28 protein-coding genes and 2 pseudogenes are annotated in these 25,497 nt (G+C 63.0%); 6 read left to right on the top strand and 24 right to left on the bottom strand.

Annotated elements, in window-relative coordinates:
* Window positions 1-216: 216 nt before the first annotated feature.
* From E3T39_RS06010 to E3T39_RS06035, 6 genes are all read left to right on the top strand, one after another.
* Complete coding sequence (locus E3T39_RS06010) at window positions 217-1,173, top strand: hypothetical protein (RefSeq protein ID WP_134513801.1); 957 nt, start codon at window positions 217-219, stop codon at window positions 1,171-1,173.
* Window positions 1,174-2,742, top strand: a complete 1,569-nt coding sequence (locus E3T39_RS06015; RefSeq protein ID WP_241979542.1) for a hypothetical protein — start codon at window positions 1,174-1,176, stop codon at window positions 2,740-2,742.
* The gene (locus tag E3T39_RS06020) at window positions 2,739-3,419 is read left to right on the top strand and encodes an ABC transporter ATP-binding protein (RefSeq protein ID WP_134513802.1); all 681 of its coding nucleotides are present in this window, start codon (window positions 2,739-2,741) and stop codon (window positions 3,417-3,419) included. The genes E3T39_RS06015 and E3T39_RS06020 overlap by 4 nt, the downstream gene beginning before the upstream one ends.
* Window positions 3,416-4,750 carry an ABC transporter permease gene (locus E3T39_RS06025; protein WP_420898142.1) on the top strand — a complete coding sequence of 445 codons (1,335 nt, stop codon included), beginning with the start codon at window positions 3,416-3,418 and terminating at the stop codon, window positions 4,748-4,750. Before E3T39_RS06020 ends, E3T39_RS06025 begins: the two co-directional genes overlap by 4 nt.
* A gap of 71 nt (window positions 4,751-4,821) precedes the next feature.
* A complete protein-coding gene (locus tag E3T39_RS06030; protein ID WP_134513803.1) occupies window positions 4,822-6,297 on the top strand; it encodes an MFS transporter in 1,476 nt (491 codons plus the stop codon).
* Window positions 6,298-6,438: 141 nt separating this feature from the next.
* The gene (locus E3T39_RS06035) at window positions 6,439-6,936 is read left to right on the top strand and encodes a universal stress protein (RefSeq protein ID WP_134513804.1); all 498 of its coding nucleotides are present in this window, start codon (window positions 6,439-6,441) and stop codon (window positions 6,934-6,936) included.
* 58 nt (window positions 6,937-6,994) lie between these two features.
* Here the strand turns inward: E3T39_RS06035 and E3T39_RS06040 are convergent, their stop codons facing one another.
* From E3T39_RS06040 to E3T39_RS06140, 24 genes and pseudogenes are all read right to left on the bottom strand, one after another.
* Window positions 6,995-7,213, bottom strand: coding sequence for a hypothetical protein (locus E3T39_RS06040; protein ID WP_134513805.1), 219 nt, complete (start codon window positions 7,211-7,213; stop codon window positions 6,995-6,997).
* A gap of 135 nt (window positions 7,214-7,348) precedes the next feature.
* Complete coding sequence (locus E3T39_RS06045) at window positions 7,349-7,861, bottom strand: Imm61 family immunity protein (protein WP_166784053.1); 513 nt, start codon at window positions 7,859-7,861, stop codon at window positions 7,349-7,351.
* A gap of 125 nt (window positions 7,862-7,986) precedes the next feature.
* The gene (locus E3T39_RS06050; protein WP_134513807.1) at window positions 7,987-8,373 is read right to left on the bottom strand and encodes an SseB family protein; all 387 of its coding nucleotides are present in this window, start codon (window positions 8,371-8,373) and stop codon (window positions 7,987-7,989) included.
* Between the two features lie 36 nt (window positions 8,374-8,409).
* Window positions 8,410-8,955 carry a hypothetical protein gene (locus tag E3T39_RS06055; protein WP_134513808.1) on the bottom strand — a complete coding sequence of 182 codons (546 nt, stop codon included), beginning with the start codon at window positions 8,953-8,955 and terminating at the stop codon, window positions 8,410-8,412.
* On the bottom strand, window positions 8,906-9,346 hold the full coding sequence (locus E3T39_RS06060) for a TNT domain-containing protein (protein ID WP_166784054.1): 441 nt from the start codon (window positions 9,344-9,346) through the stop codon (window positions 8,906-8,908). The genes E3T39_RS06055 and E3T39_RS06060 overlap by 50 nt, the downstream gene beginning before the upstream one ends.
* Window positions 9,339-9,935: a hypothetical protein gene (locus E3T39_RS16115; RefSeq protein ID WP_166784055.1), complete on the bottom strand. Its 597-nt coding sequence runs from the start codon at window positions 9,933-9,935 to the stop codon at window positions 9,339-9,341. The genes E3T39_RS06060 and E3T39_RS16115 overlap by 8 nt, the downstream gene beginning before the upstream one ends.
* Window positions 9,936-10,076: 141 nt before the next feature.
* Entirely contained in the window at window positions 10,077-10,577 is a 501-nt protein-coding gene (locus tag E3T39_RS06065; protein WP_134513810.1) for a glycohydrolase toxin TNT-related protein, read from the bottom strand.
* Between the two features lie 1,004 nt (window positions 10,578-11,581).
* Complete coding sequence (locus E3T39_RS06070) at window positions 11,582-12,070, bottom strand: Imm61 family immunity protein (RefSeq protein ID WP_255455919.1); 489 nt, start codon at window positions 12,068-12,070, stop codon at window positions 11,582-11,584.
* 8 nt (window positions 12,071-12,078) lie between these two features.
* Window positions 12,079-12,468 carry a TNT domain-containing protein gene (locus E3T39_RS16680; RefSeq protein WP_420898148.1) on the bottom strand — a complete coding sequence of 130 codons (390 nt, stop codon included), beginning with the start codon at window positions 12,466-12,468 and terminating at the stop codon, window positions 12,079-12,081.
* A 104-nt stretch (window positions 12,469-12,572) separates the two neighbouring features.
* On the bottom strand, window positions 12,573-13,100 hold the full coding sequence (locus E3T39_RS06080) for an Imm61 family immunity protein (protein ID WP_166784057.1): 528 nt from the start codon (window positions 13,098-13,100) through the stop codon (window positions 12,573-12,575).
* A 225-nt stretch (window positions 13,101-13,325) separates the two neighbouring features.
* Window positions 13,326-13,826 carry a hypothetical protein gene (locus E3T39_RS16120; protein WP_166784038.1) on the bottom strand — a complete coding sequence of 167 codons (501 nt, stop codon included), beginning with the start codon at window positions 13,824-13,826 and terminating at the stop codon, window positions 13,326-13,328.
* 65 nt (window positions 13,827-13,891) lie between these two features.
* The gene (locus E3T39_RS06090; RefSeq protein WP_134513815.1) at window positions 13,892-15,547 is read right to left on the bottom strand and encodes an ADP-ribosylglycohydrolase family protein; all 1,656 of its coding nucleotides are present in this window, start codon (window positions 15,545-15,547) and stop codon (window positions 13,892-13,894) included.
* A gap of 149 nt (window positions 15,548-15,696) precedes the next feature.
* Window positions 15,697-16,224 (bottom strand): Imm61 family immunity protein, encoded by a 528-nt coding sequence (locus E3T39_RS06095; RefSeq protein WP_134513816.1) that lies wholly within the window; start codon window positions 16,222-16,224, stop codon window positions 15,697-15,699.
* The gene (locus tag E3T39_RS16125) at window positions 16,221-17,777 is read right to left on the bottom strand and encodes a TNT domain-containing protein (RefSeq protein ID WP_166784058.1); all 1,557 of its coding nucleotides are present in this window, start codon (window positions 17,775-17,777) and stop codon (window positions 16,221-16,223) included. Before E3T39_RS16125 ends, E3T39_RS06095 begins: the two co-directional genes overlap by 4 nt.
* A gap of 495 nt (window positions 17,778-18,272) precedes the next feature.
* Window positions 18,273-18,599, bottom strand: a pseudogene (locus E3T39_RS16745) (WXG100-like domain-containing protein); the annotation flags it as partial.
* Window positions 18,600-18,690: 91 nt separating this feature from the next.
* The gene (locus E3T39_RS06105) at window positions 18,691-19,182 is read right to left on the bottom strand and encodes a hypothetical protein (RefSeq protein ID WP_134513818.1); all 492 of its coding nucleotides are present in this window, start codon (window positions 19,180-19,182) and stop codon (window positions 18,691-18,693) included.
* Window positions 19,175-20,299 carry a DNA/RNA non-specific endonuclease gene (locus E3T39_RS16685; RefSeq protein ID WP_420898143.1) on the bottom strand — a complete coding sequence of 375 codons (1,125 nt, stop codon included), beginning with the start codon at window positions 20,297-20,299 and terminating at the stop codon, window positions 19,175-19,177. Before E3T39_RS16685 ends, E3T39_RS06105 begins: the two co-directional genes overlap by 8 nt.
* A 1,158-nt stretch (window positions 20,300-21,457) precedes the next feature.
* Window positions 21,458-22,255, bottom strand: a pseudogene (locus tag E3T39_RS16750) (WXG100-like domain-containing protein); the annotation flags it as partial.
* 2 nt (window positions 22,256-22,257) lie between these two features.
* Complete coding sequence (locus tag E3T39_RS06115; protein WP_134513820.1) at window positions 22,258-22,548, bottom strand: hypothetical protein; 291 nt, start codon at window positions 22,546-22,548, stop codon at window positions 22,258-22,260.
* Window positions 22,545-22,880, bottom strand: a complete 336-nt coding sequence (locus E3T39_RS06120) for a WXG100 family type VII secretion target (protein WP_134513821.1) — start codon at window positions 22,878-22,880, stop codon at window positions 22,545-22,547. Before E3T39_RS06120 ends, E3T39_RS06115 begins: the two co-directional genes overlap by 4 nt.
* Before the next feature lie 95 nt (window positions 22,881-22,975).
* Window positions 22,976-23,269 carry a WXG100 family type VII secretion target gene (locus E3T39_RS06125; protein ID WP_166784060.1) on the bottom strand — a complete coding sequence of 98 codons (294 nt, stop codon included), beginning with the start codon at window positions 23,267-23,269 and terminating at the stop codon, window positions 22,976-22,978.
* Window positions 23,270-23,530: 261 nt separating this feature from the next.
* Window positions 23,531-24,007 carry a DUF3592 domain-containing protein gene (locus E3T39_RS06130; RefSeq protein ID WP_134513823.1) on the bottom strand — a complete coding sequence of 159 codons (477 nt, stop codon included), beginning with the start codon at window positions 24,005-24,007 and terminating at the stop codon, window positions 23,531-23,533.
* A gap of 264 nt (window positions 24,008-24,271) precedes the next feature.
* Entirely contained in the window at window positions 24,272-24,943 is a 672-nt protein-coding gene (locus E3T39_RS06135; RefSeq protein ID WP_134513824.1) for a hypothetical protein, read from the bottom strand.
* Window positions 24,944-24,953: 10 nt separating this feature from the next.
* Entirely contained in the window at window positions 24,954-25,427 is a 474-nt protein-coding gene (locus E3T39_RS06140) for an FHA domain-containing protein (protein ID WP_166784061.1), read from the bottom strand.
* Between the last annotated feature and the right edge of the window lie 70 nt (window positions 25,428-25,497).

Below are 25,497 nucleotides of genomic sequence, written 5' to 3' on the forward strand. Positions count from 1 at the left end.
TATGCGCGCAACCCTCAGACTTTCCCTGCAGTCTCCCGCTCAAGCACAGGGCAGAGCCGACAAGTTGCAGGCAAAACAGACCAAGCAGTATTGTTCAGGTAGCGCTGCAACTTGGCGTCCACCCCCATTCGTCGTCGCAGTGCGCTAGCCTATGGGGCGATCGGGGGCGGCGATCGGTCAGCGGCGCCGCCCAGACAATGCTCAAAGGGGAACTTCATGCGCCATCGCTCACTGCTCACGGCCCTCGCCGCCGCCGCTCTTCTGTCGCTGACGCTCGCGGGGTGCAGCGGCGAGAAGGCGGCCGCCAAGCTCGATCCGGCCGAGAGCCCGCTGTCGAAGTACATGTCGTCGCTCTACGAGGGCTTCGACGAAAATGACGGGATCGCGCAGCAGAACGAGCAAGAGGAACTCGTGGCTGCCTGCATGGCCGCTGAAGGCTTCGACTACACGCCCGCTGATGCCTCGCAGTACAGCGGCATGGCGAGCGACAGCGGCGAGGAGTACGGCACCGAGAAGTGGGTGGCCGAAAACGGTTATGGCATGAGCCAGTCCCCCGAGCAGCTGGCCGCGCAGCAGGAGGAGAGCGAGGCTTACGTTGACCCGAACCAGGACTACGTCATGTCGCTGTCCGAGGGCGAGCAGGCCGCCTACAACGAGGTGCTGTACGGTCCACAGCCCACGGAGGAGGAGCTTGCCGACGGTTCCTACATCGACAGCTTCGAAACCAAGGGATGCTACGGGTCAGCGAGTCAGGAAATCTTCGGCGATCAGCCGTCGCAGGAAGATCACGCGGCGGTCTATGACGCGATGAGCCTCATGTATGAGGACCTGCAAGCCTCCCCCGCGATCGTGAAGCTCGACGCCGAGTGGGCGTCCTGCATGGCCGATGCCGGGTATGCGACCTTCGCGAAGAAGGCAGACGCACAGGAGTCGATCATGGACGCGCAAAACGCGCTCTATGAAGACCAGTCTGGCACCGCCCCCGACGAGACGATCCTCGCGGATCTGCGCGAGAAGGAACTTGTGCTGGCCATGGCCGACTTCACCTGCGCCGAAGATGTGAACTACACCGAAGCAACGACCAAGGTGCAATTCGAGCTCGAAGAGCAGTTCATCACCGACCACAAGTCCGAGCTAGACGCGCTCATCGCGGACTCCGAGCAAGGCAAGTAGGTGTCGCGCCTGTTCGGGCGACGAAAGAGCAAGCCCGACCCAACCGAGGTGATTGACCTCATCGATGCTGACCCCATCACCCGCTCACGCAGCCAGGGCTGGCGTCGTCTGTTCGCTGGCAACCGCGTGATCTGGGTCATGGCCACCGTGGCCATCGTCGCGCTCGTGGCCGGTCTCGGGCTTGGCCAGCTGATCGTCTCACCCGGGCAGGCTGCAGCGGATGCCGATGCTCCCGCCGGCGGCCTCATTACGGTCCCGATCGAAAACCGGCAACTGGCCAACGACGTCACCATGCGCGGCGACGCCACCTACGCCGACTCGGTGGAGGTCTCGATTGAAACCGGCGAACTCGCCGGGGCTCCCATCGTCACCGGGCAGGTGCCGGAGGTCGCCGCCATCTTCGACACCGCCTCGATCGCGCTCGAGGTCACCGGTCGCCCGGTGATCGTGCTGCCCGGAGATTTGCCGGTCTACCGCACGCTGCGGGTCGGCGTCTCCGGCCCCGACGTGCTGCAGTTCAAGCAGGGCCTGAACGCGGCCGGAATCGATGCCGGTGCGCTCGACTCCGACGTGTTCGACGCCCAAACGGCGAGTGCGGTCACAGCGCTCTACGCCAAGGTCGGCTACCCAGCGCCCACCGGCGGCACCGACGTCACGACCGCGGTAAGCGGTGCCGAAGCCGGAGTCACGAGCGCGCAAGCATCCGTCGACAGCGCCGCTGGCGCCCTCACCACCGTGCAAAGCGCCGCGTCGAACGTTGACGTGGTCGAGCAGGGCAACCTCGTGCGCAGTGCTGAGCGGGCGCTTGCCTTGGCCAGAACCGAGGGAATCCCCAACGCGATAGCGGATGCCGAGGAGGCCGTCACCCTGGCCATCGCAACCCGAGACAAGGTTCTGGCCCCACGCGACGCGAGTGCTGAAAAAGCCGCCGTCACCGCGGCCAAGGCCGAGCTGACCCGGGCAAACGAGACCCTGAGCGACGCCCGTGACGGCGCGCTCGCTTATCTGCCGGCCGGCGAAGTGCTCTACCTGCCTGGCCTCCCTCGCCGGGTCGACGAGATCAGCGTCAAACGCGGATCGAGCATCACCGGGCCGGTCATGCGGGTCTCCGGCGCAACGCTCGTGATCTCCGGCTCGGCGACCGCGAGCGATGCCGCACTGCTCGAAGTCGGTGCCCCGGCCATTCTCGCCATGCCAGACGGTGACCAGCCCGCCACGATCTCCTCGGTTCTCCCCGCCGAACCGGCCAGCGGCGAAACCGCCAGCGGCCGCTTCACCGTATTATTCGCTCCCGACGCCCTCACCGACGAGCAGATCCAGGCTGTGCAGGGCAGCAACGTGCGCGTGCGCGTGCCGGTCAGTTCGACCGAGGGTGACGTACTCGCCGTTCCGCTCGCCGCGCTGACCGCTGGGCCCGGCGGCGAATCTCGCGTCGAATTCGCTCCCGGCGGCTCCGCCGACACCGTGCTGGTCGAGGTCATGACCGGGCTCGCCGCCGAGGGTTTCGTCGAGATCACGGCGGTCGACGGCTCGCTGGGTGTCGGCGATCTTGTCGTGGTGGGCCGTTGATCGCGGCCCCGGTCGTCGAACTGGTCAACGTCACACGGTCTTTTCCCGGCCCGCCAGAGGTGCAGGCGCTCAAATCGGTCAACCTGCGGGTGGAACGCGGCGACTACCTGTCGATCGTCGGCCCGAGCGGCTCGGGCAAGTCCACAATGCTCAATCTGCTCGGCCTGCTCGACCGGCCGAGCGTCGGCGAATACCACCTCGACGGCCGGGACACGAGCCTGCTCGACGAGAAGCAGCGCGCCATCGTGCGCGGCGGCACCATCGGCTTCGTCTTTCAGGCCTTCCACCTGCTGCCGCACCGCACCGTGCTAGACAATGTGCTGCTCGCCACGCTGTACAGCGGCGTGCCGCGCGCCGAGCGCGAGGACCGCGCCCGCGCCGCCCTCGACCGCGTGAAACTCAATCACCGGCTCGACTTTCTACCCGGCACCCTCTCCGGCGGTGAACGCCAACGCGTCGCCGTGGCGCGCGCCGTCGTTGCCTCCCCCGAGCTGCTGCTCGCCGACGAACCCACCGGCAACCTCGACGAGGCCACCGGAGGCGAGGTCATGGACCTGTTCGAAGAGCTGCACGCCGACGGCCTCACCCTCATCGTCATCACGCACGACCAGGCGGTGAGCGATCGGGCCGAGCGCCGCGTGCGCATCACCGACGGTCGCCTGAGCGAGCTGTCATGAAGGTCTTCGCCAAGCGGATGCTGCGCCGCCGTTCCCGCGCCGCCGCGGTCCCTGGCGCTGAGCTGGCGGCATCCGCTGAACTGACGCCCAGCATCGTTCCGGTCATTCGCCGCGCCGACCGGTTCTCGGTGCAGGACCTGATGGTCGAGGCAAGCTACGGCGTGGGTGCCCGCCCGAGCCGACTCGTGATGACGACCCTCGGCACCGTGCTCGGTATTGCCTCGCTCGTGGTCACCATTGGGTTCGCGCAGACCGCCGCCGGGCAGATTTCCAACCAGTTCGACGCCGTCTCGGCGACCCAGGTCATGATCGAGCCGGCCTCGACCCGCAATTCGAGCGGCAATGAACAGGCCACCGGGCGGCTGCCGTGGGATGCCCCGGAGCGGGTCAATCGCCTCGCCGGGGTGGAACGCGCGGGTCTCGTGGCCGAGGTCGACGCCGAAGACCAGCTCGTGACCTCCGTTCCCGTCAACGACCCCTCGGCCGCGCAAACCCTGAGCCCCGCCGTCATCGCCACCTCGCCGGGCCTGCTCGCCGCAGTACGCGGGCAGGTCGTCACCGGGCGCTACTTCGACGTCGGCCACGACGAGCGCGCCGACCGGGTCGTCGTACTTGGCGCTCGGGCCGCGGAAGGGCTCGGCATCAACCGGGTCGACTCGCAGCCGTCGATCTTCATCGGCGAGGTGCCGTACACCGTCATCGGCATCATCGACGGCGTCGAGCGCCGCGCCAACCTGCTCGACGCCGTCATTGTGCCTCTCGGCACCGCGCGCGCCGATTTCGGACTGACCGCTCCGACCGAACTGCACGTGCAGATCGACGTCGGCGCCGGCACGCTCGTGGCCCGACAGGCTCCGATCGCGCTCGACCCGAACGCGCCCGAGAACTTCACGGTACAGGCGCCCGCCGCCGCGTCGTCGCTGCAAGACAACATCCAGGCCGACATCAACATCGTCTTCCTCACCCTCGGCATTCTCGCCCTGCTCGCCGGCGGTCTCGGCATCGCCAACGTCACCCTGCTCTCGGTGATGGAACGGGTCGGCGAAATCGGCCTGCGCCGGGCGCTCGGCGCGACCAAGCGCGATATTGCCCGCCAGTTCATCGTGGAGTCGGCCGTGATCGGCCTGCTCGGCGGCCTGATCGGCTCGGCACTTGGCGTGTTCGCGGTCGTCGTCGTGTCGCTGCTGCAGGGCTGGACGCCCATACTTGACCCGTTCGTCGCCATCGGCGCCGCGCTGCTCGGAACCGTCGTCGGCCTTGCCGCCGGCGCCTATCCCGCGGTGCGCGCCTCCAATATCGAGCCGATCACCGCCCTGCGCGGCGGCACCTAGGGGCCAGTCAAGGCAGTCCGCGTGCCGAAAACCGTGCTGGCCCCTGACCCCGGACCTAGAATCAATGGACCATGCCGAACTCCACTCCTCCCTCGTCCGAACATGACGACAGACTGAAGCGGCAAGCCTTCTGGGTGTGCGTCGGAGTTGCTGCCCTCACAATCCTCGACCTGTCCAAGATCAATGTGGGTTTGCCGGCCATCGAGGAGTCTCTTGGCGGCGGTACCACCGAACTCCAGCTGATCGTCGCTGGTTACGCCCTCGCGTTCGGGCTCGCGCTGGTACCGTCCGGTCGGCTGGGCGACATCCATTCCCGGCGGCTCATGTTCATCGTCGGACTCAGTTCGTTTACGGTCGCGAGCATCCTGTGCGCGCTCGCGCCCACGATCGAATTCCTGATAGTGGCGCGCATTGCGCAGGGAATTGCTGCGGGAATCCAGATGCCGCAGGTACTCGGGCTGATCCAGCAGCTATACCAGGGCGCGGCCCGAGGTCGCGCATTCGGCTTGTTTGGCGCGGTCATCGGAATTTCGACGGCCTTCGGGCCGACGCTGGGTGGCCTCCTGATCGCCGTGGGCGGCCCAGATAACGGATGGCGTCTGTCGTTTTGGATGAACGTGCCGCTGGGCCTGCTGGCACTCTTCTTCGCGATGCGCGTGCTTCCGAAACGCCAGAGTCATGCGCGGGAGCAGACCGGACTGGACCTGGTCGGCATCCTGTTGCTGGGAATTGCCACCCTCGGCCTCATGCTCCCGTTCGTGCTGACAACCGGTTCTCCAACCGATGACCCCAACCGGTGGTTCTGGCTGATTGTGTTCGGTCTGTCCGGCGCCGCATTCTTCTGGTGGGAACGGCGTTACCAGCAACTCGGCAAGTCACCCGTCATAGATTTCTCGCTCTTTCGCACGGCGTCCTATCGCAACGGGATACTGATTTCGACGGCCTATTTTGCGGCAATTCCGCCGTACTTTTTGCTGGTCACCCTTTTTCTGCAACAGGGCCTCGGGCTTGAGCCCGTCTTCGCCGGAATGGTGAGCATCTCGTTTGCCCTCGCCTCCGCGGTCATGTCGTGGATCGGCGGTCGCCTGGTCTTTCGTTGGGGCCGCCAGCTCGTCGCCCTCGGCCTGGTCACGGTCATGATCGGTTTTGTGCTCGTTCTACTGGCGGGATTGTTCGCCTCGGTCGACCAGGCACCGTGGCTGATCGCCGCAGCCATGACGATGACCGGTGCGGGCGGTGGCCTCGTCATTTCGCCGAACCAGACGCTCACCCTGACCGAGGTTCCAGTCACTCAGGGCGGCGTCGCCGGGTCAATGGCTCAGGTGGGTCAGCGAGTGGGAACGGCTATCGGAGTCGCGGCGATCATCTCGACCTTTTACGCAACGTTGTATGCGGAGGCGAGCCAGCCGGACCGCGTGCAGGTGTTTCGTGACGGCTTTCTCAACGGAATCCTGGTCGCGCTGGCACTGGTCGCTATTGCCCTGGTGTTCGCCCTGGTCGACCTGTTCGGACGCCGAACAGAAACGTCCGCTCTACCGAACGCCTGAACGCGACATTTCTTCGCCGATGAACGAAAATCTCCGCATTGGTAAACGGCGGATCGGGGCGGAATCTGCCATGCTGGCCGTGAGCCGAGGCGACCGTTGATTCCGTCCGTCTGCCGGGCGCCGTAGACAAGGGAGTGCAGCATGAGCGCGTACGTGATTGTTGGGGTGGTGCCAGGGCAGCCGGATACCGTCGTGGAGCAGGCGGCCGTGTTCGCGGCGCGTTTCAACGCGGAGCTGGTGTGCGCAGCCGTGGACGCCAGCCAGTATCGGGTTTACAACTTGGGCGACGGCACGATGACGAGTCTGCCGTTCAGTGCGGACTCGCCCGAACTTGCGGAGGACAGATTCGACCCGGATCTCGCGGCGCGCCTGGCCACGCTCCTCGACGGACGAGGTCTCCCCTGGAGCACCCGGGCATTGGTCGGGAATCCGGCCCAAGCCCTCGGCGACCTGGCCGACACGCTCAATGCGGCGATGATCGTGGTCGGTACCAGGGAGGCGACGTTGCGGGCCAGCCTGCAGGAGTTCATCAACGGTTCGGTGGCGGCGCAGTTGGCGCACCGTCAGCATCGTCCGGTGGTCGTGATTCCGCTCGCCCCGGTTCCGGCTGATCAGGCCCTGCCCTGGGACCCCGCCTGATCGGAAAGCGTGCCCCCAGAACCGCGGTATCCCTGCCCCGAAGGTCGATTCCCGCGATCTAGAGCTCACGGTCAAAAGTCGGCCGCGGATAGTCCTGCGGGCTCTGCATCGCCTTGACCGGAACCGAACCTGCATCTGCCCGCCGACCAGCATCCGCTGCGCCCTCGGAAGCAGAAGTTGGCCCGTCTCCCTCCAGCCGGTCAAAGCTGGCGGCCGTATCGGCCTCGAGCTCGTCGAGGTCAACGACGCCGGTGCTCGGCGTGCCCGAAGTTGACATTCCATCACCCGCGACTGTCGCCAAGCCCGCGGACCGTACGCCATCGCCCACAATGGATGCGTCAGCAGAAGAGGACGACAGACCCTGCGGCGGCACTGGGCTGGGCTGGGCTGGACTGGACTGGACTGCTGAGTCTTACCACGTCGAGAACAGCGGCCCGCCCGAAAGGCTGGCGGCCGACTCGATGATCTCAGTGACACTGGCGTCGGCGAAATATGAGAACTGCACATCCGGCTGTAACCGATACGGGCCAAGTTTGACGAACCGAATGGGACCGCGCTGCCCGACCAGCAAACTCACGAGGCCATCCTCCTCGCGCGCGGCGACACCAACGGCATACTCGCCAACGCGACCGGGGATATGGAGCCCGGCCAGCCCCTCCCTCTCACGCACGTACCCGCCCAGTTCGACCGACAGTACTCGCTCGATATCCGTCAAGTCGCCTGAGCTCATAACGAACCGTTCGACCTCGCTGCGCTCCGCTCGAGTAAGGGCAAAAGCGTCCCCGTCACCGCCACGAATATAGAAGCGAATTTCACCTCCACCGTCGGCGATCACTACGGCAGCGTCATCAGAGTCGTACTCGATCGTGTTCGCCGCCCGGTCAACCCAACTCCGGAAAAGCGGCGAAAACATATTGACGTTCACTTAATAAACACCCCCAGAAGGTCGGAAACCGGCATCGGTTACCAATGTACCTACTCCCCATTCCTCCACCGGGCGGCGCGCACTGAAGGCCTTCACGAGACACGTCTCCCCTTTTTGCCCGCAGGCTAGGAACTCGTCAACTCGCGCGCGAAATCCATCGCGCCAAGTGCCGGTAACTCAAAGCCCAGAGTGCTTCCCGGATTGACAGTGATGCCAGCGTCGGCAGGAATCCGTCTAAAGAACTCCAGCCCGGTCATGACGACCACGGACCGTTCCGGTCGTTCAAATTCCTGCATCAGGTCAGAGTGGGTAAAGACTGCCAAGAAACGGTTCCCGTCGCGTTCGACTACGAGCGGCTCGAACTCCCCCACATCAGTGAATGGCGCTCGTGACAGCAAAAGAACCTCGGAAGCCGCCAGAGACCATAGCAGTGCCTGCAAGGGCAGCGACCCCTGGCGTGCCATTACGATGGCGCGTTCAAGCACCGTCGTCGTCCGAGATCCACTTGTCATTGAGAACGTCCTCACAACCCTGATCTTCCCATTTCTTCACGACAAGATCGCGGGGAATTGAACAGCGGCATCCGGCGCCAACATGTCCGCGATGATGGCTCCCGTAGGCCGTGTCGCGTACTGGCTGACCTGGGCGGCCACAAACTCGTTCCCGCGGCCAAAGCCCGCCCACTGCTCAGCACTGCCATCGTTCCACAGCAGAAACACATTGCCCGACTCGTCACGCTCCAGGCGAAATGGCTCCACGATGGCGGCCACATCCGTCGTCAAGGACACAGGTGCACCCAACTGCTCGTAGTACCGAACCAACTGCGCAATATTGAACGCCAAGTACCGCTGAAGAACGGGGAGGCTCGGCGACCACAGTTTCAGCGACGGGTCGCCGCGCTCGGAACGACGCGCGACCTGCACGAAACCATCACACTCCAGCAGCAAGTAACCATGCGCGTAGTCGCCCAGACAGGTTTCCCTCGGGTTGCCCGTCGGGCGAACCGCCCAACCGAGGCGCCCGGCCAGTGTCAGGAGCCCAGTATTAAGCTGTAATGTCATCGAGAACCCCCACATCGACAAGCTCAAATACATTCATCTTCTGGCCATTCGCACCCAGAAACACCACATAGCGCGCCCCGCCAGACCGACCGAACGCCGGCGCATTCTCCCCCAGCTCCACCTGCCACCCTGCGGGCATCGTGCCCGTAATCCGGTAAGTGTGCAGGCGAGCGGATGCCGCCTCCGGCAACAACGCGCGCTGGTCGAACGACCCGCCCAGAATGGTGAAGAACTCCCCGCTCGGGTCACCCACGCGATCAATCGTGTCGCCAAACGCCTCAATCAACGCGGTGATATTGCCCGTACTCACCCGCTTATCGGGCACGCCACCATTAGCCGGAACCGGCCGCAAATTATTGAACGAGTCGATGTACCGAGCCGCCCACCCCTCCGCCGACAACGCACCCTCACCCAACTCACTCATCCTGTTCTTCCTTCCACGCCACGTATTCAGCCCATGAAGCCGGTGCCCCGACCGGCGAATACCATTCGTCCGAACTCTCCTGTAGATCCTGGAGCTCGCCCACCGACATAAAAAGCGGGCGTCCATCGGGCGCCTGCAAAGACGTCTCAATCTCATCGAGCGATGACAGAACGACCTGCCCAAGATCGAGCGCCCGATTATATTGCTTGACAGGGAAGTTAGCCCAAGAACCGTTCCCCCATTCGAGTCGAAGTTCGCCCTCTCCGCTGGGTCGCAAACCTACCCCGAGCGGCAGGTCGAAATATCGGCGGCGCGAATACGGCGTTGGTCCGCCGTCGTCCCAGCCTTGGGCAGCGACGCCGGCGTACCAGAGCATGAGCGATTCCACTGCATGGCGCTCATTCGACACAAACAAGATGGCCCAAATCCCCATCGTGCGGGTGTCGATCCGCCACAGACCATCCGTCAGGCTTATCGAATACTCGAGCTCCTGTTTGCCGATTCGGCAGCGGTGGTTGCCATCGTCTTCAGCAATCACCCACCGGGCATCTTGCGCATGCGCGATGATGCGTCCGTCTAAAAGAGCCACTGCATTCCCTTTCGTAATCGCGTGCCACTCAATAGTGCAGCTGTCCCAGCGTCTCTCAAAATTACCTCCGAGCGGGTGGAGCGAGCGAGTCTATGTGCACCAGCCCGCGCCGGCGGAGGTCAGAGAGGGAGGCAACGTTATCTAGATCTGATGCGTCAGCGTTTGTTCGCACGACAGCTTGTATCCCCCACCGGGTCGCCCGTACGCATCAGCGATGAGTGAGATCTCGATCCTCCAGCCAGCCGGCAACGGCTTACCGGTTAGGGACAGCTCATGAAGTTGTTCCTGCAACCTCTGTCCCAACGGCAAAGCGCGTTCGCTGAAGGTTCCTCCTCCCGCCCCCATATACCCGCCGTCGAGTTCACCGAGGCGATCGAGTTTCAGATCGCCGAAGTCTCGGAGGAAGGCGTCAACATCCGTGTACTGCACGCGTGTGCCGATGACAGCACCGCCATTGGGCGCAAACTGCATACTGTCCGCGGAATCCACGTAGCGTTCATTCCACGATACCTCGGTGAGTGGGTTGCCATGCGCATCCGTGCCGTACGGGAAGCGGTCATCGAAGTGCAGCTGTTCCGCAGCAGCCCCCATGGGCTTACCGGGCTGCGGTCCGTATGCGGGATCCAAAGTGCCGCTGTCCACGCGAGGTTTGTTGTACTCCGCGGCCTCGGCCTTGACGGCGTCCGATTCCTGCGCTCTGTGCCACTCGCCCCCGGGACCGGACTCGGCCGTGCCGGCAATGATCTCTTGTTGAAGACTCGACAGGTCCTGGGCGATCGCGGGATCTCTGACCGCAGGAGGAACATCCTCCGCTTCATGCCCCGATGACGTTGTGTCAGAAACCGCACCGTAATGCGGCCAGCCGCCGCCAACGCCCGCACCTCGGACGCCAACCCCGACACCATCGCCGTAATACCAGCAACCTCCACCGACTCAGCCGAAGCCAACGGCTGATCCGCCCGGTCAATCTCCGTCGCCAACGCGGTCAGGTCATCAGCGATCGTCGTCCACGCACCACTGGCACTGTTGAGCTTGCCAACATCAGCATTCGGCCACACATTACCGACAAAATCCTTGAGATATTCCCACGCCGCCATATCCGGAGTGGCCGACGGGTCACCGCCAAACGCCGACGGCGGCAGCCCCAAACCCGCATCGAGCATGCCAGGCCGCGCGCTGAAGCCTGCGGGCACTGCTGTGTTGCCCGCCGAGAACTGTTCGGCTTGTTGGTGCATCTGGCCGGTCTCCATAACCCCGCGGTCGAGGCCGCGCAGGCGGCTGGCGGCAGCCCGCACCGCTTCGATCACCGAGGCGGTACTGGCGTCATACCCCTCCGCCCAGCCTTGACCACCCGGATCGTCGCCGGCCATGCTGGCGAAGGGCTGCAGCGACCCGACGGCACTCGACGCAATGCGCACGGCAGAGGTCGAACAGCTGTCGAGCAGGTCCGCCGCCGTCACATAGTCATACGGGTCAACCCGAACACTCATCACTACCCCGCCCACATCGTCGACGCCGACGACTGAGCCGCCTCATAATTCGTAGCCGCTTCCCCCGCCCACGCCTGCAAATCAACAGCACCCGCATGCATCACCGCAGCCCCAGCCGACCACACCGACACCCTCTGCAAAAACTAGATTCGACTTCTAGGAGGTCGAGAACAACGGACCGCCCGAAGCACTGAGCGCCGACTCGACAATCTCAGGGATACTCGCCGTCGCGAAATAAGAGAACTGCACATCCGGTTGCAGGCGATAGGGGTCGCCGTGCACAAATCTGATGGGAGGGCGATCTCCCACCACGATGGTGACCGTGCCATTATCTTCGCGTGCAATCACACCCGCGGCATATTCTCCCATGCGACCAGGAATTTGCAGCCGCGCCAAGCCCTCATTCTCCCGCACATCATCTGCAAGTTCCACCGCAAGGTACCGCTCGATGTTGATCAGGTCGGATGAACTCATCATGAATCTCTCCGACTCGCTTCGCTCGGCGCTCGTTAGCGAAAACCCATCGCGAATGTAGTACCGGATTTCTCCTCCAACGTTGGCAACCATTACGGCGTGCTCCGCTGCGCTTAGCTTGACCGTATGTTTCGCTCTTGCAGCCCATTCCCTAAACGGCAAAGAGAGCATGTCTGGGTTCACTTCAACACCACCCCAATTAGCTCCTTGACACGCACGGGTACACCTTCACTATCTAGAAATTGAACCTGTATTCCTCCACCTGTTCGACCGAACCCGGGAGCAATTTCGCTCACCTCGACTTTCCACCCAGGTGGCAGTGAGCCGGTGAGGTCGTAGGCGTTGAGAGGCTCGCCCAGAGACGAGATCGGCAGTGAGCGAGCCTCAAAGGGTGCGAAGATGCGGTCCACTCGCAGCCCAAGGTATCTGCCGGAGTCAGGACCGATCCGGTCAACAGTCGTGCCATAGTCACGCTGCAGCGCAGCGAAACTGTACTCAACATCCAAGCGGATGCCGCCTCCCACGACGCAGACACCACCGGCGCCAGCACCGGGTCTCCTTGCGATCATCCTCAAAGGGCTATCGCCAATTTCGCCATGCGCCACCAAGACCAGTCCAGTAATGGCAGGTCCTCGGCATCCGTTCCTGCGCACCTACTTTGTGATCCACGGCTTTAGAGCAGCCCCAGCGGCCGCGCGTCAGGGTCCAAAAAAATTGCGCGCAGGTCAACGAGAGACATCGAGCAATAATGCGAAGCGCTTACCGCATCGTGATAATTGCTCGCCCGAAACGGGAATATTCCCACCGCCTGCAGGCCGATCGACAACTCTTCTAATCCACCATATTGCCCCTGAGAAATCACGCGGAGGGACGCGCGTGGTTCGAGCTCTTCCACCCGGATCGGAAACCGCACGATCCCAGGCAAACCCTCTTCGCTCCGTACCGAATCGCCGAATCCAGCCGTGAAGTAGTGTTCAATGACATCGATGGAAGCCGCCTCAAACTCCCATTGGGGATCCTTGCCTCTGTCGGACCGAGTGACTCGGATCCAACCATTGTCCATCGAATTCAGGAACCAGACGTACTCCCCACCCGGGGGCTCAATCTCTATCTCCCCCGACGTCCCAACACCAATCTCATAGCCAGATCGACCGACCCACTCGACGAAGTCAGAGTGAAAGTTGTTCAAGTTGATTGTCATTTCAAGTACCCCCATCAAGCATGAGTTCCACTTTGACTTCGACGAATTCCGAACGAGTTCTGTCCTCAGGCGCTTTAAGAAAGCGTACTCACCCGTCACCCCACCCGATGCACAACCCGAGACTGCACCGACTGCGACCTATCCGCATCACCCAACGCCAACGCCAACGCCAACGCCAACGCCAACGCCAACGCCAACGCCAACGCCAACGCCAACGCCAAATTATCAGAGGGGCAGCGGTACGACGAACTTGCCCGGGGTATTGACCACCACCGGTGCTGCATTCCACGCCGCTGCCAGGACAACGTCGACGTCTCGACGAAGCACAGCGGATGCCGCCTCCCGGTCCGAGTCCACCACCGGCGCCTCCAGATCCAATTCCTCCAAAACCACAACGTCGACCCCAGCAGCGTCGCTTCGGTAGGACAACACCGGCAACAGCACAATGCCCGGGAGGAGCACGATCTCCTCCTCAGCAGGAAAGGCCGAGAACGGGGCGAGGAGACGGCCCGTGCGAGACACAACGCACGCCACAGCGGGCGTGGTGAAATTCTCTGTCGCCACCCGAGGGTTCCGCGACGCGGCCACCACACCCAACAAAATGTTGCCCGTCAGAGACGCGCCACCACTCGGTAGTCCATGAAAAACAAGTCCCGGGCTCATCGGCAGTTTCTCCATCGTGCGCAGAAACCGCTCAAACGGATTCACGTTCTCAGAATTACTCATCGTGTCCTCAATCGTTCAGAGCCCTGCAAAGCGCACGTGTCGGGCAATTTGGACGGCTGCCGGGGTCACGGCCCTACCGTGATCATGGCAAGTTGTGCACCGACCGCTAGGAGTGAATCTCTGCCTTCAACACCCTGCCGCCACCGTGCAGGGATCGCATCAAGACCATGCAACGCCCCCAGAATATTGCCGCAGATTGCCCCGGTCGAGTCGCTGTCGCCGGAATGCGTCACCGCCAACGACAACGCCTCCTCAACCTGGTCCCGATCAGGGAACGTCAACGCGCAATACACCGCAATAGCCAAAGCCTCCTCAGCAACCCAACCCGCACCAAGCAACTCGGTAACCTTCGGCACCGGTACGCTTCGGCCAATGCGAGAGGAAGCTTTCCTCAAGGCGGAACTGGTCTCGGTGAAGCCATCAGGCTCGGTCCGCACCACATAATTCAGTGTTCCTGTGGCCGCATGCGTCAACGATTCACCACCCACCAGCCGATGCACCAACATGGCCAGCGCGCCAGCCGCGACCTGCGCCGCCGGATGCCCGTGGGTAATCGAAGCGGCCTGCGCCGCATGCGTGTAGGACTCCTCCGCGGTCCACGACGCTACGAGCCCAAACGGTGCGCTGCGCATCACCGTTCCACACCCCTTGCTCTGATTCTCCGCCGTCGACACACGTTCGGCCGCGACACCTGCTGGAATCGCCTTCAGCGCCGCCATGACCGTCAACCCTGGAGCTCGTTGCGCAAACAACCAGCTCTGTCCCAGCAAAGACGTGCCCGGTCCGGATACATCGACGCCACTCGCGGCCAACGTCGTCTGAGTCAGATACCAATCGCGATACGCCTGCACCATCAACGCCCGCACCGGCACTGTTCCGTCAGCTCGCGCCAAAGCATCGGCAGTAAACAGCGTCATCTGCGTATCATCACTGATCGCACCAACCGGCGCATGCGGCACAGCCAGAAACTCGCGCACGCCAGCCGCGCCCACATCAGAAACAATGGCCGCCAAAGACCAAAACTCCACCGGATACCCCAACGCATCCCCCACAGCACCACCCAACAGACACCCCTGAATCCGATCCTCACGACTCAAACCACGCGGAACCACCACCGACCGCCCCGCAAACTCCCGCGCCGCCGCCAACAACTCATCGACATCAACGGCACACCCTTGAGCGAAAAAGACCGCGTCCTCCGCAGTCCACACCTCACCAGGGGTGCCCCCCATCTCGTCTGTGCTGCGAACGTGAAATCCTAGGTTTCGAGCTGAGCGCACGACGGGCAACGCACTGTGCCGTTCGAACTTGCGCTCGAACTCATCGCCCCACTCCGATACGGCGAGCAGCCACAACACTGACCGCACGGCCATCCTTGGTGAGAACCCACCGAGCGCAACTAAGCGACCATCGCTTCGCTGGCTGAGATTTAGTCGATAGAAACTGAAGGATGCGACAACAGACGACTTACCGCACACGACGGAAACCTCATTGCGATGCGCTGATACTCGAGCCTCGGGAAGGATCGCGACCATCGCGTCCACCCCAGCAAGGAACACTGCGAGATTATTCTTGACGCGATCGCGACCACTCACGCGGCCAATGACAGGATCAAGCCACTTGTCTACATTCACGGCATAACCGCGATTTTCTTCGGTTACCGCGCAGATACCGTCGAAGAGCCGAGCCGTGCGCTCCATCATGGCGTCTTCAGCGCTCACAGACCCACCTCACGGAGGCTGATCTGCCAGACTCCCTCTCGGACTTCTACTTTGCTCACGACATCAAACGTAGCCCCACGCTGATAGAACGCTGCGGCCTCATGTCGATACGCAGTGGTCTGTGCCAACCTCACGCCCGACCTCACGCTCTAGAGAAGCCCCAGCGGGCGCGCGTCAGGGTCCACAAAAATTGCGCGCAAGTTGACGAGAGACATCGAGCAATAATGCGAAGCACGTACTGCAGAGTGAAAATTGCTCGCAGTAAACGTGAATATTCCCACCGCCTGCTGGCCGATTGACAACTCTTCTGATCCACCATATTGCCCCTGAGAAATCACGCGGAGGGACGCGCCTACTTCGAGCTCTTCCACCCGGCTCGGAAACCGAACCGTCCCAGGCAAACCCTCTTCGCTCCGTACCGAACCGCCGAATTCAGCAGTGAAGTAGTGTTCGATGACATCGATGGAAGCCGCCTCAAACTCCCATTGGGGATCCCCGCCTCTGTCGGACCAAGTGACTCGGATCCAACCATTGTCCATCGAGTTCAGGAAGTAGACGTACTCGCCACCCGGGGGCTCAATTTCTACCTCCCCCGACTTCCCAACGCCAATCTCATGGCCAGATCGACCGACCCATTCGACGAAGTCAGAGTGAAAGTTGTTCAAGTTGATTGTCATTTTAAGTACCCCCGCTCAAGCATGAGTTCCACTTTGACCTCAACGAAGTCCGAACGAGTTTTGTCCTCAGGCGCTTTTAGAAAGCGTACTTGGAGTGCGCCACCTTCGCGACCGAACGCGGGAGCGACACGCGAGATTTCAACTCTGATGCCGTCCGCCGACAATTTGGCTTGTGCATCAGGTGTGAAGGAGTAACTGGAGTAAGGCTTGCGGAGTGAGCTGATGGGCAGCCCTCGCGCTTCGAACGTTGCCGGCCTGCCGTCCTCCACGAGACCTAGATACGCCCCATTGGTCTTTCCCACGCGATCGAAATGGCTGCCGTATTCCTCGATGAACTTGCTCGCGTCGGTGTAAGTGACCCGAGTTCCAGGCACGACGCCGTCAAAAGATGGATAACGATCCCGATTTCTGTCTGCTTGCACATAGCGTTCGTCGTACTCGGCCTTAGTCATCGGAACGCCGTCCGCATGGCGCCCGTACGGTGTATCGGGGTCACTCATAAGATCTCCAGTCTGCGCATTTAGGGAGCCATCGGAAAGCGTCGGATAAGTCTCCGACTGTCCATGCTTTGAGTAGGTCTGGCCATCACCGCCGTCTGAGCGCGGAATCTCCTGACCGGCTGGAGTCCGTTCCCAACCCGGTCCGAATGCGGCAGAAGAATCAACAGATCTCGCAGCAGAATGTGTAAGGTCCTCTGCATCTACCGGCCGACTTGCATCCGCTGCGCCGTCGGACGAAAGAGCCGCCTCGTCTCCCTCTATCCGGTCCAAGCTGGCAGCAGTATCGGCCTCCAGCTTGTCGAAGTCGGCACTGATGTCATCAGTCAGCTGATCGAATCGCTCATCGAGGTCGGCCTGAAGCGCGTCGAAACGCTCGTCGAGATCACCGACGCTGTTGCTCGGCGTGCCCGCTGAGGGCGCACCATCACCCGCGACAGACGCCAGGCCCGCGGGCCGAGCGCTCCCGCCCACACCGGACGCGTCAGCAGAAGACGGCGACAAACCCTGCGGCGACGCCGAATCCGCTGCCGAGATCAGGCCGGTGTCGAGAGATTGGGAAACCGGCGCATCCGCTTGGCCGTAAGACCCAGCCGGAGCTTCCGCATCAAAGCTGCTCCCGCTCGGCTGCGAACCCGTGACGCTACCTGCATCACTGGTTGAAGCGTGGCTGACGGCCGGGGCCGCATCGACACCCGGCACAGCCGAGTCCGCCGCAGCAGACGGGGACACGGAGACAGACGCCAGCACACGCTCCCGACCTGCGTCGGCTGGAACGTCACTGTCAGCACTCGTCGGGAGGCGGTCAGAATTACCAGCCGCACCCGTGGGCGACACCACATCATCGTGCGTCACGCGCGGCGCATCCGCATCCGCATCGACATCGGCGTCGGCGCCTACGGAACGACGCCCAGAATCACCAGCAGCCGCAGCCGGCGGCATCGCCTCGGACCCCTGCACCCGGGGAGCGTCGACATCCACTCGAGGAGCAACACCACCAGCACCCGACGAAATCGCCGCCGAACCAGCAACCTGCGGACCATCAACCGTGCCCACATTCGCCGGCCCACCCACAGCAGCACCAACCGGAGCCGTACCCGGAACAGCCGGGGCAGTCACGGCGCCCGGCGACGTCGACGTTCCCGACCCCGCAGAAGTACCGGCCGCCACAGCACCGCCACGACCCCGCCGAGTGAACGCCGCAGCACCACCACCAACAGCACCACCAGCGACAGCACCAATGACAATCGCCTGCGGATTAAACGACCCCTCCGCGATCAGGGACGACACCCCACCCTCAATGCCACCACCCATCGCATTCGACACGACCTGCACACCAAAACCATCAACCCGCCGACCCAACCGGGCAGCAATACCAACCGCACCTCCCACAACACCGCCACCGATCACGGCACCAGCACCCGCGGCGAACACGTTCGACCCGAGACCGTTGAATCCGGCCTCGGTACCCGCCGCACCCACGCCGGCCGAAATGCCCGCAGTGAACGCCGCCAACGCCAAGCTGATACCGACCGTCGCCGCGATCTCCAACGCCAACTGGCCAAGCATCTTCCACACCTCAGCGTGGGCACTCTCCACATCCCCGGCATACTCCGTGCACGACTCCGACAACGACCGAGCCTCCGTCGCCAACGCCCGCACCTCAGACGCCAACCCCGACACCATCGCCGAAATACCAGCAACCTCCACCGACTCAGCCGAAGCCAACGGCTGATCCGCACGGTCAATCTCCGTCGCCAACGCCGTCAAATAATCAGCTATCGTCGTCCACGCACCACTGGCACTATTGAGCTTGCCCACATCAGCATTCGGCCACACATTACCGACAAAATCCTTGATATATTCCCACGCCGCCATGTCCGGAGTGGCCGACGGGTCACCGCCAAACGCCGACGGAGGCACTTTCTGCGCCACCGCAACAAGCGAACGTTCTTTTAGCGTCTAAACATTACGGCTGGGACTGACCTCGTTCGGCGAGTAACGCCCGCCCTTCAGCCAACCGCAACTTCAACCATTCCGGCTGTTTGTCCTCATCGCGAGGAAACTTCTCCTCATCGACTACATAGCCGACGGGATCAATGCCGCCCATGCCAAAGTCTGCTTCGTTGTCATAGTTGTACTCGACCGTCGCCGCACCGGCCGCCTGAACGACGACGCGGATGCTGAACCACGTGCCCGCACCCGGGCGATAACACGCCAATCGGAGCGCCTCGAGTGCGCCAAAGAGCTCATCCGGCTCATCGGGCCCATTCACTCTTCCCTCGGCCTCTTCGAACTCGCCGTTCGGATTGAACGCCTTCACGTCAGAGCGCGATACAGGATCCGTCACACTCGCGTTGTACTCGATACGCTCGTCGCCCTCGACCATCATTCCAAGAAGGATTCTTGCTACGGCTTCAAACGCCTCCCGCTCCGGCACGAGCCCCGTCAGGTCAGACATTCTTGAACCGCGCAAGAACTGCTCGTTGTCCGTCGATCGAGTATTTCACCGCAAACATGTCGGGCACCGTGCCTCCAGCTGAATATGTGGGTCGTATATCGACCATGATCTTGGTATTCGGGTCAACATTTAGCAGCCCTCGCCACGTGTTCTCGAGATTGAAATAGGTATTGCCCCGACCGCGATTGATCTCCGTGAGCATCGCGGCCATGTTGGTGACCTCACCACCACCACCGTAACTGTTCGCAAACAAGTGGCCACCATCGTAATCCGCCCCCGCGTCGTTCCCCACACGAGACTGCACCGACTGCGACCGATCCGCATCACCCAACGCCAAATGATCCGTATGCGCCAAAACCGTGCGCCCCAGATCATCCGTCTCAAACACATGAGCATAACTGGCACCCTCAGCAGCACCACCCACATCCGGATGCACCACATACGTCGTGTTCGGCTGGGGCGTCATCAAATCCGCATTCAAACTACCCGTACCGCCATACCGTGTCTCCACATACGACACCGACCCCTGCGCATCCGTAAAGAAGTCACCACGACCGTCGACGTGATAGACGGTGTCCGGCAGCAGGTCCGTACGCGACGCGAACGACGTTCTGCTGCCCGGCATGTCTGCTCCCGTGACGGCAACCTCATGAACGAAGGTCGGCCGCGGGTAGTCTCGCGGAGTCGGAAGCGCATCCGCTGGCCCCGAACTCGCGGTTGCCGGTGCATCGGAACCGGCTGGCTCGCCGGCATCCGCTGCACTGTCGGGAGCCGGAGCTGTTTCGACCGCTTCCGCGCGGTCAACACTCGCGGTCGCATCGGCGTCGAGCTTGTCGAAGTCGGCATTGACGTCATCAGCCAGTTGGTCGAATCGCTTACCAAGATCGGCCTGCAGGGCATCGAAACGCTCGTCGAGATCACTGGCACTGTTGGTCGGCGTGCCAGTTGAGGGCGCTCCGTCACCCGAGACAGTCGCGATGCCCGAAGGTCGTGCGCCATCGCCCACAGCAGAGGACTGCGACAGTCCCTGCGGCGGCGCCGCATCCACTGCCGAGGTCATGCCGTTGTTGGGAGCCTGGGAAACCGGCGCCTGGCCGGCGCCGCGACCGGCAGGCATCGCATCCGCTTGGCCGATCGCGCCAGCAGGAGCGGCTGCATCAGTGCTGCTGCCGTCTGGCTGCGAACCGGTAACGCTGCCGTCGACCGCTGCATCACTGGTTGAGGCGTGGCTGACGGCCGGCGGCGCATCGACAGCCGACACAGCGGAGCCTGCCGCAGCAGACGGGGATACGGAGACCGACGCGAGCATGCGCTCCCGGCCCGCGTCGCGAGGCGCATTAGCGTCGGCGTCCGTCGGGAGGCGGTCAGAGCTGCCGGCAGCACCCGCAACCGGAGGCACTGAGTCCCCGTGCCTGACGCTCGGCGCATCGGCATCGACATCTAATGGGAGACGGTCAGAACTACCAGGCTCGCCCGACGTCGGTACGACATCATCGTTCGCACGGGGCGCGTCAATGTCTGGGCGAACGACTGGGCCCGCAGCCGCAGCCGGCGGCATCGCCTCGGAGCCCTGCACGCGGGGAGCGTCGACATCCACTCGTGGAGCAACACCACCAGCACCCGACGAACTCGCCGCCGAACCAGCAACCTGCGGACCATCAACCGTGCCCACATTCGCCGGCCCACCCACAGCAGCACCAACGGGAGCAGCACCCGGAACAGCCGGGGCAGTCACGGTGCCCGGCGACGTCGACGTTCCCGACCCCGCAGAAGTACCGGCCGCCACAGCACCGCCACGACCCCGCCGCGTGAACACCGCAGCCCCACCACCAACAGCACCACCAGCAACAGCACCAATGACAATCGCCTGCGGATTAAACGACCCCTCAGTAATCAGAGACGACACCCCACCCTCGATGCCACCGCCCGCCGCATTCGACACGGCCTGCACACCGAAACCATCAACCCGCCGACCCAACCGGGCAGCGATACCGACCGCACCGCCCACAACACCGCCACCGATCACGGCACCAGCACCCGCCGCAAACACATTCGACCCGAGACCATTGAAACCCGCCTCAGTACCCGTCGCCGCCACCGTGCTCGACACAATGTCACGCCCCAACGGATTACCCACAATGCGCACGGCAATACCGGCAACCCGACTCTGCACCGCGAAAAGCCGCACCGTGATCCGGCCAGCCGTCGCCGACACCCGACTGATGATCGACACCACCCGGCCACCGACCACCGCAACCCGAACCGCCAACGCCGCCGCACCCACGCCCGCTGAAATACCCGCGGTGAACGCCGCCAACGCCAGGCTGATGCCCACCGTCGCCGCGATCTCCACCGCCAACTGGCCGAGCATCTTCCACACCTCAGCGTGGGCACTCTCCACATCCCCGGCATACTCCGTGCACGACTCCGACACCGAACGAGCCTCCGTCGCCAACGCCCGCATCTCGGTCGCCAACCCCGACACCATCGTCGTAATACCAGCAACTTCCACCGACTCAGCAGACGCCAACGGCTGATCCGCACGATCAATCTCCGTCGCCAACGCCGTCAAATCATCAGCGATCGTCGTCCACGCACCACTGGCACTCTTCAGCTTGCCAACGTCAGCATTCGGCCACACATTGCCGACAAAATCCTTGATATATTCCCACGCCGCCATGTCCGGAGTGGCCGCCGGGTCGCCGCCGAACGCCGACGGCGGCAGCCCCAAGCCCGCATCAAGCTGGCCGGATCGCACGGTGAAGCCCGCGGACACAGCCGTGTTGCCCGCCGAGGACTGTTCGGCTTGGTGGTGCATCTGACCGGTCTGCATGACCCCGCGGTCGAGGCCGCGCAGCCGGCCCGCCGCCAAACGCACAGCTTCGATCACCTGGGCGGCACTGGAGTCATAACCCTGCGCCCAGCCCTCACCACCCGGATCGTCACCAGCCATGCTCGCGAACGGCCGCAACGACCCGACAGCGCTCGACGCAACACGCACCGCCGAAGTCGAACAACTGTCGAGCAGGTCCGCCGCCGTCACATAGTCATACGGATCAACCCGAACACTCATCGCTACCCCGCCCACGTGATCGACGCCGACGACTGAGCCGCCTCATAATTCGAAGCCGCTTCCCCCGCCCACGCCTGCAAATCAACAGCACCCGCGTGCATCACCGCAGCCCCAGCCGACCACACCGACACCTTCTGCAAAAACTCCACCGACGCCGCACCACTCCACGCCGCAGTCGCCTGACCCGACGCCCCCTCGGCATGACCTTGCAACACAGCGCAGTACTCGGCCAAATCAGCCAACGCCTGCTCCACAGCACGAATCTGCGCCGCATCGTGACGCTGCACACTCACGACCGACCACCGGAACGAATATCGCCCACTGCAATCGTCGACGTGCGCGTCTGACTGGTCAGCTGCGCCTCCAACGTCTCATAGCTGCCCTCGGCCAGGTTCAACCGCAACGCGATATCCGCCAACGCCGCCCGCGTCGTCGCCGCAGACTGCAACCACAACTGCCAGCCGCCACCAAACGCCGCGGCAGCCTCACCGTCCCAGGAATTACCCACCACACCGTTGACCACGGCGCTCACCTGAGACACCCGTGCGTCAAAATCCGCCAACGCAGCAGAAATCGACGCCGCCGAATACCCCAGCGCCGGAGTGCTCACTCTGAACTGTGCCATCGCCCCTCCATCAACGGTTCGTCCGCACCGCGCCACAGCGGCACGGATGCATGCTTCGAACGCCGCACCTGCGGCCCCCGATCAAGCGCGAAACGTTACGCGCGGAACGTGTTCGCGATGTTGCTCTCCGACTCTTCGTAGGCGAGAGCCGCCTTCGAAAGCTGGTCGGAGATTCCATTGAGCGATTCCTTGAGCTGCAGGCCGGCAGCATCCCACTGCTCGTACAGCTCATTGAAGCTCTGCGACGCAGCGCCGCCCCACTCACCCGACACCAAACCGCCCACGAGCGACTTCAAGTTCGACAACTGCGACTCAATCGACTGCGCGCCAGAAGCGAGCTGATTGGCAACGCCAGAAAGTGATTCCGACGTGACTGTAATTTCTGCCATGATCATGACCCCCGCGTTGATACCCCCGCGCCCCCTCTTGAGGCGGTAGACCGTATCTCCCATTTCTAACCTACGGACACACCAACCGCAAACGACAGGGGCCAGTAGACAGGCGAATTCGCCAAGTCATGCCACAAGTTGTGGCAATCCCATCAATCTGGCCGATTCAGTCGCCATCCGATTGAGACGAGGATTTCTCGGAGCACGCACACCTGCCGAACAAACCGATACATCTCATCTGATCAGGTGAAAGTCGAACGGTCAGTTGCCGGGCGGTAGAACAAAACCAGAGTCGGGCATTTCATCAAAGTTGGGACCCCAGCTGTCATCCAACAGGTTAGATTTTGGTACCCCGCCCGTACCTTCAACAGCTTCGCCTGAGAGAATTGCGTCCTCGGGATCGGCCGGGTCGTAGTACACGATGAGGTCCGGCAGGTAGCGCAGGGTGACACCGATGTTGATTTGTCCTCCGAGCACGCTGTGCGATTCACCGCCGGCCGTGTACTCGTAGCGCACGTACTTGCGCGTCAGGCCTCTGCGTCCCTTCTTATCGACGATCTCCACCGGATGCCCGACCTCCGTCACGTTGTAGCCGGTGATCCGGTCGGATCTCGCACCCTCAACGATTCCCGGTACGACCGCAAATGCGACGACACCACCGATCAAGCCCACGACGATAGCTGTGCTGATCAACCGACGCTTCAGCGTCTTCTTTTGTACGGGCCGTTCTTCAGTCATCACAGATCTCATTTCTCAATCCCAGCGGTCTCCCGCTCCTTCACAATTTCGCCTGAAAGCGCGCGACGGCATTCGGGGCGAGCATGTCGCCAATGATCGACTCGATCGGCCGGGTGGCGTACTAGGCCATCGGGCATCTCTCGCGTGCGCGAGGATGCAACCATCTAGAAATGCCACTGCACTCCCTTTCGCAATCGCGTGCTACTCAAGAGTGCAGCTGTCCCATCGACTCCCAAATTACCTCGAGCGCATGACGTGCCGCTGTCAGGATGTGGGATCGGGCAGATATCGTTGGTAGTTTCTCGGCAGATCGATCTCAACGGGAATGCCGTGGCGCTCCGCTTCGTCCACGAGCACCTGGGTGGCAGTCTGAAAGGTCGGATCGAACATGCCTTGTCCCCAGACCCCCTTGAACCCGGTGAGCTTGAGGTCGGTGTCCACCATGCGCAGCGCTGCCGCGGGATTCGACATTCGCGCCAGCACCGCGTCGGAGTCGCTCACGAACACCCCAACGTGCATTGTCGAATCGGTGCCCTGAAACCGGGCCAGAGCAGACACCACGAGCGACATCGACCTGGGCGTCAGCGAGTGATCACGAATTTTTACCGATGTCACCTCTTCCCAGGCAATCAAGCCAACAGCAGGAAGTACGACGCCGGCCCCAGAGACTGCCAGCGCGAGGCGCTCTTCAGCGCTCCAGCGCTGTGCCGTGCGGGCGAAGCGCAGACTGGCGAGCGCAGCACCGCCGAAAATGACGATCCACACTAGGTAATTGACCCATTCGCTGGCCGTGAGCGCGCTGAACAGCAGGGCCACAGCGAGCAACGAAGCGAAGACCGCAGCGATAAGAAAATTGTTGCGGCGGTATTTCGCGGTCAGGCCGGGTGCATATCGGGCCACGTAAGCGTCGTGCAGCGGCGGAGGGGTTGAATTCAAGGGGAGGTTCCTAGAGCACGTCGATGGCGACAGATCCCAGCCATAACCGGTCACCCGGCTCGAGGTAGACCGGGGCGTTCTGCTGCAGGGCCTGGCGGTGCCCTGCCCGTTCAATTTCCGATCCGTTGGCCGACCCAAGGTCGGTGACGGTCGGCGGGCTCGTTCGACTGTCGACCGCGATGTGCGCGCGGGACACCTGGCGCGTGTCGTCGGGTATGACAACACCCACGAACCCGGTGGGAACGGATTTGCCGCTCGGCTTGCGACCGAAGACAATCCCACCGGTCAGTTCGACGATCTGGCCCGATTCGAAGCGCACCGCGCGCGCGACGGCCGTCGGGGCTGCCACAGCGGATGCCGCGGGCAGGTCAGTCTGCTGCCCCGGCGTGGCCGGCGGGCCGATTACCGCAGCTGCCATCCCAAGAACAGCGGCGGGCGCAGCGGTAGCGAGCGGCGGCAGCGGAACCGGCGCCGGGGCCGCCATGGGGCGCGGCGAGCCAACGATGGGCGGGCGCGACGTCGCGGTGCTCCCGCCAAAGGGCGGTGGCACCGCA

Source organism: Cryobacterium suzukii, from assembly GCF_004403185.1.
GTDB lineage: Bacteria > Actinomycetota > Actinomycetes > Actinomycetales > Microbacteriaceae > Cryobacterium > Cryobacterium suzukii.